This is a genomic window from Janthinobacterium sp. MP5059B (assembly GCF_001758645.1).
GTDB lineage: Bacteria > Pseudomonadota > Gammaproteobacteria > Burkholderiales > Burkholderiaceae_D > Janthinobacterium > Janthinobacterium lividum.
This window is the reverse complement of sequence record NZ_LRHX01000016.1, coordinates 1,156,781-1,170,630: the sequence shown is the minus strand read 5'-3', so window position 1 is coordinate 1,170,630 and position 13,850 is coordinate 1,156,781. Positions and strand designations below refer to the sequence as shown.

The following is a 13,850-nucleotide window of genomic DNA, read 5'->3' as shown; positions in this document are numbered from 1 at the left end:
GCGCAGCGGGAAAGTGCCTAAAACGTATAGCCGACCTGCGGCGTCTTGTTTTCGAGGGCGTCCAACAAACGCACCAGCGGCTTGAGTTCCGTATAGCGGTTGGCTGTCTTGCGCACGTAGTCGAGCACGGTTGGCAGGTCGCCCATGTACAGATCCTTGCCGTCGCGGTAATTCAGGCGCGCGAACAGGCCGAGGATTTTCAGGTGGCGCTGCAGGGCCGTGAATTCGAAATCGCGGTAGAAGGCGTCGATATCGGGATTGACTGGCAAGCCCAGCTGCTTGGCGCGCTGCCAGTAGCGGATCACCCAGTCGAGCACCAGTTCTTCATCCCACTGGATATACGCGTCGCGCAGCAGCGAGGCGATGTCGTAGGTGACAGGGCCGAAGACGGCATCCTGGAAGTCGAGGATGCCGGGATTGGGGATGGAACCATCGTTGATGTGCATCAAATTGCGCGAATGGTAGTCGCGGTGCATGAACACTTGCTGCTGCGACAAGATATTCGCCGTGATCGCTTCGAAAACCTTGTCCAGCTGGGTCTGTTGCACATCCGTCAAGGTGGCGCCCAGGTGTTTGCCGATAAACCATTCCGGGAACAGATTCATTTCGCGCAGGATGAAGGCGCGGTCGAATTCGGGCAAGACATCGGGCTGGCTGGCCAGCTGGATTTTCATCAGCGACTCGAGCGCTTCTGCGTACAGCACGCTGGCGTTATCGTGGTTCAGGGCGTCGAGATAGGTGGTCGTGCCCAGGTCGGAGAGCAGCAGGAAGCCATTCTCCAGGTCTTGCGCGATGATCTCGGGCACGGACACGCCGGCGCCTTTCAGCAAGCCGGCCACCTTGACAAAGGCGGGCACGTTTTCACGCTCGGGCGGCGCATCCATGGCAATCAGTGTGCTTCCTGGCAATGTTGCATTGCCTGGCAGCACATCGAGACGGTAGTAGCGGCGGAAGCTGGCATCGCTGGAAGCGGGACGGGCGGATTCGGGCGCGACGAGGTTAAGCGAGGTCAACCAGGCTTTCAACAGGGTCAGGCGAGCGTCGGCGAAGGCCGGCGCGGTGGAGGAATTGGGGGAGAATGACATTAAGCGGCCTGTGGAATCGGGTTGATGGTGCAGATTCCCATATAATAAGGGATTCAAATCAAAAAATCGCCTGTCATGGTGCTTGCCCCTTCCAATTCATGAGCTGGTTTTCGGCCTCCCCCCCTTCGCAGCGCTGGGCTTTCGCCATCAGCGCGCTCGTCGCCGCCACGACGGTGCCTGTCCACGCCCAGAAAGCGCCGCGCCCGGTTCATGTGGAAGATCCCGACGCGCCCACCGTCATGACGGCGAACAGCATGAACGGACGCCCCGAAAGGGAGATCAATCTCGATAAAAATGTCGTGATTGAACGCGGAAAAACCACAAAAATGACGGCAGATACAGCTTGTTACAAACAAGTTGAAGATCAGTTCGACGCCGAGGGCCATATCAAGATGTGGCGTTTCGGCGATTACTACACGGGCGACGTCTTGAAGCTGAACATGGAGACCGGCAAGGGTTTCCTGCTCAACCCGACGTACCGCTTCGAAGTGGGCGGCGGCCAGGGCAAGGCCGAGCGCGTCGACTTCATCAACCCCGACGAAGCCACTGTTATCGACGGTACTTACAGTACCTGCGAAGGGCCGAATCCGGACTGGTACCTGAAATCGAGCACCTTGAACCTCGATACGGGCCGCGACGTGGGCACCGGCAGCAAGACCATCATCTATTTCAAGGACGTGCCGATCCTGGGCACGCCTGGCATTTCGTTTTCGCTGTCGGGTGCGCGCCGCTCGGGCTGGCTGGCGCCCACGCCGGGCTTTGCCTCGAAGAACGGTTTCGAGCTGCTGATGCCGTATTACGTGAACATCGCGCCGAACCGCGACCTGACCCTGTTCCCGCGCTACATACAGCGGCGCGGCATCCAGCTCGGTGCGGCGGGCCGCTACATGGGCGAGACGGATGCAGGCCTGTACCAGGGCGAAACGTCGTTTGAGTTCTTGCCTAACGACAAGCAGACCAAGACCAACCGCTACATGATCAAGTCCAAGCATGAGCAGGCGCTGGCCAAGGGCTGGAGTTACAGCTGGGATCTGCGCGAGGCGTCCGACAATAATTACCCGAACGATTTTTCGAAAACCGTCGCCACCGCTACCGAGCGCCAGTTGCTGCGCGAATTGCGCACCGATTACCGCACCGAGGACTGGAGCCTGACGGCGCGCGTGCAGAATTACCAGGTGCTGCAGGATCCCGATGCGGTCAACAATCCCAGCCTGACCGTTACGCGCCCGTATGACCGCTTGCCGGCGGTGAATTTCCACGCTGGCAAATACGACGTCTGGGGCGGCTTCGACTGGACCTTCGACGCGGAAGCGACGCGCTTCGCCCACCCGACCCTGGTGCAGGGGTCGCGCCTCGTGGCCGTGCCGCAGGTAAGTTTCCCCATCGTGCGCCCTGGCTACTTCGTCACGCCCAAGCTGATGCTCAATGCCAGCGCGTATCAGCTCGATAACGACGCCAGGACCAAGGCGAAGTTTGCGGATACGTCGTTTACGCGCGCCGTGCCAACCTTCTCGGTCGACAGCGGCCTGGTGTTTGAACGCGACACGAATCTGTTTGGCGCCAAGGGCGGCACGCAAACCCTGGAGCCGCGCCTGTTCTACGTCTACACGCCGTACCGCGACCAGTCGAAGTTTCCGACGTTCGATACGGCCGCTGGCACGTTCAACCTGACGCAGATCTTCACGGAAAACCGTTTTGTCGGCAGCGACCGCATCGGCGATGCCAACCAGGTCACGGCCGCCCTGGTATCGCGTTTCCTGCAGTCCGATGGAACGGAACGCATGCGCCTGACTTTCGGCCAGCGTTTCTATTTTGCCGACCAGCGCGTGCAACTCGATTCGAGCACACCCGTCAACCAGTCGCGTTCGGATATCCTGCTGGCAGCAACGGGCCGCGTGTCCGAGACTTGGACCGCCGACAGCCTGGTGCAGTACAATCCCAGCGACCGCCAGCTGGTCAGCTACAACTACGCCTTGCAATATCAGCCCGGTGCCAAGAAGGTATTGAATTTTGGCAATCGTTTCCAGCGTGGAGATGCTGGTTGGCGCAATGTTGAAGTGTCGACCCAATGGCCGTTGACGGACCGCCTGTATGGCGTAGGCCGCATCAGTTACTCCGTGAAGGATCGCAGCATGCTGGAAAGCCTGGTCGGCCTGGAATACAAGGGCGACTGCTGGGTGTTCCGCATGGGCGCGCAGCGTTTCGTGACGACGAACAAGACTGTCTCGACGCCGATCTTCTTCCAGCTGGAATTGACGGGCTTGTCGAATGGCCTGGGTCTGGGCGCGAATGGCCTGGAAACTTTTACAAAAACCATCCCCGGTTACCAGACACTGAGCCAGCCACTCCGTTAAGATAGGCACCGTTGCCGCCGCCGGTGTTCCCGGCGCCGGCACAAACCGGTTTTTTTATTCACCTGAACTCATGAGCGCTCTACACATTATGCGTAATGCCAGTATGCACCAACTCAAAATTGCAACGGTCTTGTTGTGCGCCATTTCCGGCGCCACGACCAGTAGTGTCTGGGCGCAACAGGCTGCGCCAGCGCCTGCCGCCAAGCCCGCTGCCGCGGCGCCGGTCAAGGGGTTTACGCCACCGGCCTCGAGCAGTGGCCAGACCATCGATTCCATTGCCGTCGTCGTCAATGACGAGGTGATTACGCGCAATGAAGTGGCGGCCCGTATCAAGAGCGTGGAGCAGCGCATGAAGGCGCAGAACGTGCCCTTGCCCGATCCTGCCGACCTGCGTCGTCAATTGCTCGAGCGCATGATTGTTGAACGCGCACAAATGCAGCTGGCCAAGGAAATGGGCGTGCGCGTGGATGACCTGACCCTGGACCGCGCGATTGGCCGTATTGCTGAACAGCAAAAAATGACGGTGCAAGAGCTGCGCAACCAGATGGAAAAAGAAGGCACGCCGTTTGCGACCTTCCGCGAAGAAATCCGCGATGAAATCATCATGCAGCGCCTGCGCGAGCATGAAGTCGACGCCAAGATCCAGATTTCCGATTCCGAAGTGGATAACTTCCTGGAAGCGGAAAAAGCGGCCGCCAGCGAACAGGTGGAACTGAACCTGGCGCAGATTCTCGTGCGCATTCCGGAAAATTCCAGCCCCGAACAGATCGCCGCACGCCGCGCGCGCGCCGAAGAAGTCAGCCGCCAGCTGCGCACGGGCGCCGATTTCGCCAAGATGGCTGCCACCTATTCCGACGCCAGCGATGCGCTGAGCGGCGGCGATATCGGCTGGCGCCATAGCGACCGCGTGCCGCCCCTGTTCACGGAACAGTTGCTGAAATTGAAGCCGGGCCAGATCACGCCTATCATCAAGAGCAATACGGGCTTCCACATCCTCAAGCTGGTGGACCGCCGCAGTGCTGCCGAGGCACAAGCCGTCGCCGCCGTGCAGCAGACGCATGCCCGCCATATCTTGCTGAAAATAACGCCGACCTTGTCGGCGGCCGAAGCCAAGCGCAAATTGTCGGAATTGAAAGAGCGTCTCGATAACAAGGCCGCCAAGTTCGAAGACCTGGCCCGCTTGTTCTCGAACGACGGTTCGGCCGCCAAGGGCGGCGACCTGGGCTGGCTGTATCCAGGCGATACCGTACCGGAATTCGAAACGGCGATGAATGCGCTGAAACCGGGCGAAGTGAGCGAGCCGATCGAATCGAGCTTTGGCTTCCACCTGATCGAAGTGCTGGAACGCAAGAGTGATGACGTCTCGAAAGAGAAGCAGCGCGCCGCTGCGCGCAATGCCTTGCGCGAACGCAAGCTGGAAGAAGCGACGGAAAACTGGGCGCGCGAAGTGCGCGACCGTGCCTACGTCGAATTCCGCGCGGACGACCAGTAATGCGGCTGATTCATTGCGCATGAGTAACTTGCCCCTTGCACGCCGGCCTGCCATCGCCATTACCTGTGGCGAGCCGGCTGGTGTCGGCCCGGAAATCTCCATACGCGCGGCCTGGGCCATGCGCAATGAAGTCAACTGCATCCTGCTGGGCGACGCCGCCTTCCTGGCGCTGACGGCCAGCCTGATCGATCCGGACATCCGCCTGGCGGCGCTGTCGCTGCAAGCCGTGCGCAACAGCGGCCTGCCCCAGTTCGGGTCTGGCCGCCTGGCCGTGATCGATATTCCCACTGTTAACAATGTCATTCCTGGCGTACTCGACAAGGAAAACGGGCGTTCCGTGCTCGCGACCCTGGACGCGGCCGTGGAAGGTGTCCAGGCCGGCTGGTTTGGCGCCATGGTCACGGCGCCCTTGCAAAAAAGCACGATCAACGATGCCGGCGTGGCCTTTTCCGGCCATACGGAATACCTGGCAGAAAAAACCGGCACGCCGCAAGTGGTGATGATGCTGGCCGGCGAACCTGGCCATGGCGAACCGACCCTGCGCGTGGCGCTGGCCACCACGCATCTGCCATTGAAGGACGTGTCCGCTGCCATCACCATGGACAGCCTGGCCGTCACCCTGGATATCATCCAGGCGGACTTGCAACAGAAATTCGGCATCGCCGCGCCGCGCATCCTGGTCACCGGCCTGAACCCGCACGCGGGCGAGGGCGGGTATCTGGGACGCGAGGAAATCGATGTCATCGCCCCTGCGATTGCCGCGGCGCAAGCGCGCGGCATCGATGCGCGCGGGCCGTATCCGGCCGACACCTTGTTCCAGCACAAATACCTGGCCGATGCCGATTGCGTGCTGGCCATGTACCACGACCAGGGCTTGCCCGTGCTGAAATACGCGACCTTCGGGCGCGGCATCAATATCACCCTGGGCTTGCCGTTGATCCGCGCCTCGGTCGACCACGGCACGGCGCTGGACCTGGCCGCGCAAGGGCTGGGGCTGGCCGATTGCCACAGCATGGAGCAAGCCCTGCAAACGGCGCTCGACATGCTGCGCGCCAGCAGCCGCGCCTGATCGCCCACCGGTTTTACCTCGCTACACCGCCCCTAGAATAGAAAAACAGAATATGAAACACGTTGCCCGCAAACGCTTTGGCCAGAACTTCCTGCATGACCGCTTCGTCCTCGACGACATCACGGCCGCCATCGGGCCGCAGCCGGACGATGCCATGGTCGAGATCGGCCCCGGCCTGGGCGCCATGACGGAGCAGCTGCTGCGCCATTTGAAGCAGATGCACGTGGTGGAACTGGACCGCGACCTGATCGTGCGCCTGGAAAAGACGTTCAATCCGGCCAAGCTGACGATCCACTCGGGCGACGCGCTGAAATTCGATTTCGCGCAAATCCCCGTGCCGGCCGGCCAGAAGCTGCGCATCGTGGGTAACTTGCCGTACAACATTTCGAGCCCGCTGCTGTTCCACCTGGCGGACTTCGCACCGCTGGTACAGGACCAGCATTTCATGCTGCAAAAGGAAGTCGTCGAGCGCATGGTGGCCGAGCCGGGCAGCAAGGCATATGGCCGCCTGTCCGTGATGCTGCAATGGCGCTATGACATGTCGCTGCTGTTCATCGTGCCGCCGACGGCCTTCGATCCGCCGCCGAAAGTGGAATCGGCCATCGTGCGCATGATCCCCGTGGCCGAGCGTCTGGCGTGCGACCAGGCCACCCTGGAAGCGGTCGTCATGAAGGCGTTCTCGCAGCGCCGCAAGGTGATCCGCAACTGCCTGGCCGGGATGTTTACGGAAGAGCAGGTCAAGGCGGCCGGCATCGATCCGACCCTGCGTCCGGAAACCGTGGGCCTGGAGCAATATGTGGCTTTGGCGAATTTGCTGAAGGCGCCGGCCTAAGCCCCCGGTTTAACTCAAAACCACTGGTCGACCTGCTGCAGATCCTGCCGCAGGGCTGAGAAACAGTCGTCGACATGGTGGTTGCGGCTGATCTCATTGCGCCGCATCAAGGCGATCTTGCGCTTGCAGGTGGGCTGGCGCAGCGGTGCCACGTGCAGGTCCTCGTCGTTGAGGAAGGTTGTGTACAGGCTGGGCATGATGCCGACGGCGATGCCGGCGCGCACCACGCCATACAGCGACTCGCTGTGGATCATCTGGTACAGGCTCGACGGGCTCAAGCCATGCTGGCGCAGGGCGCTCGAAGCGAACTCCCAGATGCTGCCCTTGGTAAACACGACGATTTCCTGCCCCGCCAATTGCTCCCAGCGCACTTCCTTGAGCGGCGCCAGCGCATGGCGCCCCGCCGTCACCAGCACCAGCTCGTCTTCGAACAGGCCCACGCTTTCCAGCGACACGGAACCGGGCACCTCGATACCCACGCAAAAGTCCAGCTGGCCAGAATGCAGGGCGTGCAGCAAGCCGTCGTTGGGCATGTCCGACAGGACGATTTCCACTTCGTCGCCATGCTGCTCGCAGTAGCGTGCCACCACGACGGCTGTCATCGCCATGGCCGATGGGATGGCGCCGATGCGGATGCGGTGCCGGCCGCTGCCGATGGCGCGCTGGATATCGGCAAAAGTATTGCTCGCCGTATTTAATAAATGCGTGGCGTAATCGAGCGCCAGCTTGCCTTCGCGCGTCAGTTCCAGCTGGTGGGTTGTGCGGTTAAACAACTTTTTCCCCAGTTGATTTTCCAGCAGCTTGATCGACGCACTGAGGGCTGGCTGGGTCACGCACAATTCCTGTGCAGCCTTGCTGAAGCTGTTTACCCGGGCTAAGGTGGAAAACGCTTGTAAATGTCGTAAGGAAATCTTCTTGCTCAACTCATGCATGGGTTTGCTTATTAGAAAAAGTAATGGATTTATAAAAATAAACAAATTTTCTTATCCCGCAATTTACCATATTCTGGACTGGTCTTTACTTGTCTTGAAGGCAACAATCTTCAGAGAAGCGCTTGCCAGGCGGCGCCGGTACTCGCGCTAGCACGCCATGCAAGGGACGCATCAATAAAATAATTCCAAAAAAACTCAGGGTTTTTCTTTTTAGGGTGGCGGCGATGAACAAATGGATGACGGGAACGATGGTAGTGGGTGGCTTGCTGGCGGCGCAGGGTGTGGCGCAGGCGCAAAGCAGCGTGCAAGTGTATGGCTTGCTGTCGGCCGGTATCGGCTATGTGTCGGATGAGGGCAAGGGCAGCCGCACGCATGCGTTGAGCGGCACGAATCAGAATCCCCGCATCGGTTTTCGCGGCCAGGAAGACCTGGGCAACGGCACCAAGGCCATCTTCGTGCTGGAAAACGGTTTTAACGTCATGACGGGCACGGCGTCGCAAAGCGGCCGCCTGTTTGGCCGCCAGTCGTATGTGGGTTTGTCCAGCAATGACAAGGGTACCCTGACCCTGGGGCGCCAGTACGAAGCCGTCAAGGACCTGCTGGGCCCGGTCGTCATTGCCAGCAATGGCGTGCATATCGGCGACAACGATAATGGCTACAACAACCTGCGCGTGCAAAATGCCGTCAAGTATGTCAGCCCGAACATCAGCAACCTGTCGTTTACGGGCTTGTACGGCTTCAGCGAAAACCCGGAAGATTCCAACCGCAACCGCGTCTACAGCATGGGTGCCGGCTACAAGGTCGATGCCTTCAGCTGGGCCGTCGCCTACACCAAGATGGATCGCCCGAACAGCCCCGATGCGCCGAATGGCGCCATCGGCAATGACTATGGCAGCTCCCTGTTGATTTTCAACAAGAGCGCCGTCAAGGGCGCGGGCGTGGACAGCCAGGCCATCGCCGGCACGGGAGGCTTTTATAATGTGGGCAAGACCAAGTTTGGCGCGCTGTACACCAACGTGCGCTACCACTACCTGGATCAAAGCAATCTGACCTTGCAAAACGTGGACTTGAACGTGAATCACAAGCTGACGGAAGCGCTGAACCTGGGCGCGTCGTATTTCTTTACCACCGGTAAATATGACGTGATCAACAAGACGCCGAAATGGCATCAGGTCAACTTCCAGGCCGATTACTTCCTGTCCAAGCGCACCGATGTCGCCATCACCTGGAGCTACCAGAAAGCGGCCGGCGACGCGACGTTCGCCCGCGTGTTCGGCTTCGGCGCCTCGGGCGGCAAGACGCAAAGCGTGCTGATCGTTGGCATGCGACATTATTTCTGAGTCTGATTCATCTTTACAGGCGCTGTCCCCCAGCGCCGTCCCCTGAAAGGAAGCATCTTGAAAAAGCACCTCATGTTGGCGTTGAGCCTAGGCTTGCTGGCTAACGCCGCCCACGCGGAAAAACGCGAGCTGGTCATTTCGGCCTATCCGATTGCCCAGCCCTTGTTCATGAAGTATGTGTACGAGCCGTTCAAGGCCAAATGCGGTTGCGATATCAAGGTGGAAACGGGGAATAACGCGGACCGTATCGCCAAGCTGGTCGTGCACAGCAAGAACCCGGTGATCGACCTGGTGCTGCTGTCCGATTCCGGCATGCTGGAAGCGGCGCAAAAGGGCGTGATCCAGCCCATGGATTACTCCAAGCTGAGCAATTACAAAGCCCTGTACGACGTGGCGAAAAACCCCATCGGCGGCAATTTCGCCGTCGGCTACACGCTGTACTCGGTCGGCCTGGTGTACCGCAGCGACAAGATCGCCCCGCTGACGTCCTGGAAGGACCTGTGGCGCCCTGAACTAAAGGGCCGCGTGGCCTTCCCCGACGTGAGCACCACGCAGGGTCCCCTGATGCTGCGCATGGCCGATGCGGCCTGGGGCGGCAAGACGGACGACTACGCCACCGGCTTTGCCAAGATCGTCGGCATGAAGGGCAACGTCGTCACGTTCTCGAAAAACAGCGCGCAGCTGGCGGCCCTGTTCGCCCAGGATGAAATCTGGGCCGCGCCCGTGGCGCGCTTTACGTGGTCGCAAATGCTCAAGACGGGCCTGCCCCTGAAATGGAGCATCCCGGCCGAAGGCCAGGCGGCCGGCATGAACGTGATGGGCATCGTCGCCGGTTCGAAGAATGCGGACCTGGCCTACCAGCTGATGGATTTCTGGCTGTCCAAGGAAGTGCAGACGCAGCTGGCCACCAACCTGGTCGACTCGCCCGTCAACAAGGACGTGCGCCTGTCGGTGGCGGCCGCGCAATTCAATACCTATGGCGCCGATCAGATCAATTCGCTGAAATTCGTCAAGCCGGAAACCATCCTCAAGCAGCGCACGAACTGGATGACGCAGTGGAACAAGGCCATGAGCAAATAGTGGTGACGAGGAGAAAACACCATGTTTGCTGATCCAAAAAAGCGTCTGGGACTGCTGTTGGTCCTGCCGGCGCTGATCTTTATCGTCGTCTGCTTCCTGCTGCCCGTGCTGGCTTTGCTGGTCGACGCCTTCCGTGTCGGTGACGGCATGCAGTGGGGCTTCGACCGCTTCATCGAATTCTTCTCGCAGGAATTCAACCGCACCATCTTCTGGCGCACCCTGCGCATTGCCGCGCTGGTGACGCTGGCGTCGATCATCCTCGGCTACCCGGCCGCGCAAGCTGTGGCACGCGTGTCGCCGAAGTGGCGCGGGCTGGTGGTGGGCATGATGATTCTGCCGCTGATGGTCTCGCCGATCGCGCGTACCTATGCCTGGATCGTGCTGCTGGGCCGGAATGGCGCCGTCAACGCGGCACTCGTCAACATGGGCTTCACGGAAGAGCCGCTGCGTTTGCTGTTCAGCGAATTCGCCGTGTTTGTCGGCCTGCTGCAACTGCTGCTGCCATTGATGCTGATGTCGCTGGCGGGCGCGCTGGAAAACCTGCCGCGCGACGTGGAACCAGCTGCCGCCACCCTGGGCGCCAATCCATGGCAAGTGTTTTGCAAGGTCACCCTGCCGCTGACGCAGGAAGGCCTGGTCGTCGGTGGTACCCTGGTGTTTACGGGCTGCGTGACGGCCTATGTGACGCCGGCACTGCTGGGCGGCACCAAGGTGCTGATGCTGGAAACCCTGCTGTACCAGAAGGTCAGCGTGGAGAGCGATTTTGGCGCGGCGAATGTCATCGCCGTCATTCTCGTCTGCATGACTTTGCTGGTGAATGCCGGCCTTAAACGTATTTCCTCGAGCCGGAGTTCCGTATGAAAGAAAGCCTGTTTTCACGTGCCGTTTTATGGCTGGTATTCCTGTTCCTGCTGGGGCCATTCGCCATCGTCGTGCTGGCCGGCTTTAGCGGCGGCGAGACGCTGGCGTTCCCGCCCGAGTCGTACTCGTTGCGCTGGATCATCGAAGTGTGGTCGGCGCCCGAGTTCCGCCGCGCCTTCCAGACCAGCCTGGAAATCGGCCTGATCGCCACCGTCATCGCGCTGCTGCTGGGCATACCCGTCGCGTATGCGTTTTCGCGCATGCCGCCGCCGGGCATCGGCGCCATCCGGCAGATCCTGACGTCGCCGCTGATCATTCCCGCCATCCTTGTCGGCCTGGGCTTGCTGCACCACCTGGTGCTGACCATCAACGCGCCCGTTTACGTGGGCCTGCTGATCGGCCATATCGCGCTGCTGATTCCCTATTCGGTGCGCGTGGTGTACGCCAGCCTGGTGAATTTGCGCGTGGATATCGAGGATGCGGCCATCACGCTGGGCGCGTCGCGCCTGCGGGCGTTCTTCATGATCGTGCTGCCGAATATCCGCAACGCCGTGATCGCCGCCTTTTTCCTCGCCTTCGTCACCTCGTTCAACCAGGTGCCCGTCTCGCTGTTCCTGACGGGCCCTGGCATCAGCACCTTGCCGATCGAGATGCTGGGCCATATGGAAAACAGTTTCGATCCGTCGATCGCTGCCCTGTCGACCTTGCTGGTCTTGTTCACCATGGCCTTCGTGATGGTGACCGAGAAGGTGCTGGGCATTTCTAAATACATGTAAGAGGCAACACACCATGAGTTATCTGGAACTGCACAAGCTGAACCTCGGCTACGCCAAGAACACGACATCCGTGAAAGACCTGGACTTGCACGTCGAGCAGGGCGAACTGATTTCCCTGCTGGGCCCCAGCGGCTGCGGCAAGACCACCACCATGCGCGCCATCGCCGGCCTGATGCCGCTGCAGTCGGGCCGCATCGTGCTCGACGGCCGCGAAATCGGCAAGCTGGCGCCGAACAAGCGCAATATCGGCATGGTCTTCCAGTCGTATGCGCTGTTTCCGCACCTGAACGTGTATGACAATATCGCTTTTGGTTTGCGCCTGCGCAAGGTGGCGCCGGCCCTGCTGAAAACGAAGGTGGAAGCCGTGATCGCCGCCGTCGGCCTGACGGGCTTTGAAACGCGCTTGCCGGCGCAGATGTCCGGTGGCCAGCAGCAGCGCGTGGCGCTGGCGCGCGCCATCGTCGTCGAACCGGCCCTGCTGCTGCTGGACGAACCGCTGTCGAACCTGGACGCCAAGCTGCGCGTGCAGATGCGCGCCGAGTTGCGCCGCATCCAGCGCGAACTGGGCATCACCATGCTGTACGTGACGCATGACCAGGAAGAAGCGCTGGCCCTGTCCGACCGCATCGTCGTCATGAACGGCGGGCGCATCGAGCAGCTGGCCGCGCCGGAAGCCGTCTTCAATACGCCGTCGACGCGCTTCGTTGCCAACTTCATGGGCTTTGAAAACCTGTTCGACTACCGCGACGGCGCGCTGCACCACGCGGGCGCCAGCCTGCCGTACACGTCTCCTGTTGCTGCCGGCACCACGGTGCTGGGCTGGCGTCCGGACAAGGTGCGCGTGTGCGCGGCCGACGACGCGGCCGGTCAATACCCTGGCACCGTGCTGGCACGCGGCTTCCTCGGCGACACCGTCGAATACCTGCTGCAAACGCCGCTGGGTCAGGTCAAGGGCATTTGCGCGGCCGGCGGCGCCGCCTGGCGCGAGGGCACGGCCGTGTCCTTCGTGCTGCCGTCCGACAGCGCCCTGTGGCTGGGCGCCTGATTTCTGAATGGAAACCATCATGACCCAAGCCTTGAAAAAGATCTGGCTCGATACCGATCCCGGTTTCGACGACTGGCTGACGATGCTGCTCCTGGGCAGCAATCCCGGTATCGAGTGGCTGGGCGTAAGCGTGGTGGCGGGCAATGCGCCCGTCGACATCACCTACGACAACGCCTTGCGCATCAAGGCCCATGATGGCTTGACGGTGCCCATCTACCGCGGCTGCGAAGAGCCGCTGGCCGGCGTCATCGAAACGGCGCAGCGCATCCTGGGCGACAGCGGCATGCCCACCACTGGCGAGATCCTGCCGCCCGGCGCGGCCAGTGACGCTGCCGGCCACGCCGTCGACGCCCTGATCGCCGCCGTGCGCAAGCATCCCGGCCAGATCACCATCATGGCGATCGCGCCGATGACCAACCTGGCCACGGCCTTGAGCCGCGCGCCCGACATCGCGGAAAAAATCGTTGAAATCATCCTGATGGGCGGCTCGACCGACCAGGGCAACCACACGGCGGCGGCGGAATTCAATATCTATGCGGACCCGGAAGCGGCTGCCCAGGTCTTCCAGGCCGGCATCCCGCTGCGCATGTTCGGCCTGAATCTGTGCCGCCAGCTGCTGGTCACTAAACTGGAGGTGGCGCAGCTGCGCGCCATCGGCACGCCGCGCGCCCAGCGGCTGGCTGGCTACCTGGAAGCGTATGTGCGCATCCGCAGCAGCGATGGTTCCGTTCCCATGCCGATGTACGACCCGGTGGTGGCCCTGTACCTGGAAGCGCCGCAGCTGTTCCAGTTCCAGCCGGCCCACGTGGCCATCGAATTGACGGGCGAGCTGACGCGCGGCATGACGGTGTGCGAGTTCCGCGTGCCGCGCCGCGCCCCCATCAACACGCAGGTGGCGATGCTGGCCGATGGCCCGGCCGCCATTGAATTGCTGATGCAGCGCCTGGCCGGCATTCTCGCCTGATTCACTTCATTACGAAACGA

The 13,850-nt window shown here is 61.2% G+C and carries 13 protein-coding genes; 10 read left to right on the top strand and 3 right to left on the bottom strand.

Annotated elements, in window-relative coordinates; all coding sequences use genetic code 11:
* Positions 1-17: 17 nt before the first annotated feature.
* Positions 18-1,085 carry a phosphotransferase gene (locus JAB1_RS22345; protein ID WP_070281789.1) on the bottom strand — a complete coding sequence of 356 codons (1,068 nt, stop codon included), beginning with the start codon at positions 1,083-1,085 and terminating at the stop codon, positions 18-20.
* 53 nt (positions 1,086-1,138) lie between these two features.
* Positions 1,139-1,471 carry a hypothetical protein gene (locus JAB1_RS30390; protein ID WP_230520392.1) on the bottom strand — a complete coding sequence of 111 codons (333 nt, stop codon included), beginning with the start codon at positions 1,469-1,471 and terminating at the stop codon, positions 1,139-1,141.
* A 6-nt stretch (positions 1,472-1,477) separates the two neighbouring features.
* Here JAB1_RS30390 and JAB1_RS22340 point away from each other — a divergent pair, with 6 nt between their 5' ends.
* From JAB1_RS22340 to rsmA, 4 genes are all read left to right on the top strand, one after another.
* Positions 1,478-3,439 carry an LPS-assembly protein LptD gene (locus tag JAB1_RS22340; protein WP_254672193.1) on the top strand — a complete coding sequence of 654 codons (1,962 nt, stop codon included), beginning with the start codon at positions 1,478-1,480 and terminating at the stop codon, positions 3,437-3,439.
* A gap of 103 nt (positions 3,440-3,542) precedes the next feature.
* The gene (locus tag JAB1_RS22335) at positions 3,543-4,931 is read left to right on the top strand and encodes a peptidylprolyl isomerase (RefSeq protein ID WP_230520394.1); all 1,389 of its coding nucleotides are present in this window, start codon (positions 3,543-3,545) and stop codon (positions 4,929-4,931) included.
* A gap of 19 nt (positions 4,932-4,950) precedes the next feature.
* Positions 4,951-6,000 carry a 4-hydroxythreonine-4-phosphate dehydrogenase PdxA gene (gene pdxA / locus JAB1_RS22330; RefSeq protein WP_070281786.1) on the top strand — a complete coding sequence of 350 codons (1,050 nt, stop codon included), beginning with the start codon at positions 4,951-4,953 and terminating at the stop codon, positions 5,998-6,000.
* A 52-nt stretch (positions 6,001-6,052) separates the two neighbouring features.
* A complete protein-coding gene (rsmA, locus tag JAB1_RS22325) occupies positions 6,053-6,832 on the top strand; it encodes a 16S rRNA (adenine(1518)-N(6)/adenine(1519)-N(6))-dimethyltransferase RsmA (RefSeq protein ID WP_070281785.1) in 780 nt (259 codons plus the stop codon).
* Between the two features lie 14 nt (positions 6,833-6,846).
* On the opposite strand, the gene JAB1_RS22320 is transcribed toward rsmA, so the two are convergent.
* Positions 6,847-7,764 carry a LysR family transcriptional regulator gene (locus JAB1_RS22320; RefSeq protein WP_070281784.1) on the bottom strand — a complete coding sequence of 306 codons (918 nt, stop codon included), beginning with the start codon at positions 7,762-7,764 and terminating at the stop codon, positions 6,847-6,849.
* A gap of 224 nt (positions 7,765-7,988) precedes the next feature.
* Between JAB1_RS22320 and JAB1_RS22315 the strand changes: the two genes are divergently transcribed.
* From JAB1_RS22315 to JAB1_RS22290, 6 genes are read left to right on the top strand one after another with little or no spacing between them, the layout of a single operon-like run.
* Positions 7,989-9,104 carry a porin gene (locus tag JAB1_RS22315; protein WP_254672191.1) on the top strand — a complete coding sequence of 372 codons (1,116 nt, stop codon included), beginning with the start codon at positions 7,989-7,991 and terminating at the stop codon, positions 9,102-9,104.
* Between the two features lie 57 nt (positions 9,105-9,161).
* On the top strand, positions 9,162-10,184 hold the full coding sequence (locus JAB1_RS22310) for an ABC transporter substrate-binding protein (RefSeq protein ID WP_034778817.1): 1,023 nt from the start codon (positions 9,162-9,164) through the stop codon (positions 10,182-10,184).
* Between the two features lie 21 nt (positions 10,185-10,205).
* On the top strand, positions 10,206-11,045 hold the full coding sequence (locus JAB1_RS22305) for an ABC transporter permease (RefSeq protein WP_070281782.1): 840 nt from the start codon (positions 10,206-10,208) through the stop codon (positions 11,043-11,045).
* The gene (locus JAB1_RS22300) at positions 11,042-11,821 is read left to right on the top strand and encodes an ABC transporter permease (RefSeq protein WP_034778814.1); all 780 of its coding nucleotides are present in this window, start codon (positions 11,042-11,044) and stop codon (positions 11,819-11,821) included. Before JAB1_RS22305 ends, JAB1_RS22300 begins: the two co-directional genes overlap by 4 nt.
* 13 nt (positions 11,822-11,834) lie before the next feature.
* A complete protein-coding gene (locus JAB1_RS22295) occupies positions 11,835-12,866 on the top strand; it encodes an ABC transporter ATP-binding protein (RefSeq protein WP_034778812.1) in 1,032 nt (343 codons plus the stop codon).
* A 19-nt stretch (positions 12,867-12,885) separates the two neighbouring features.
* Entirely contained in the window at positions 12,886-13,830 is a 945-nt protein-coding gene (locus JAB1_RS22290; protein ID WP_244517451.1) for a nucleoside hydrolase, read from the top strand.
* Positions 13,831-13,850 lie beyond the last annotated feature (20 nt).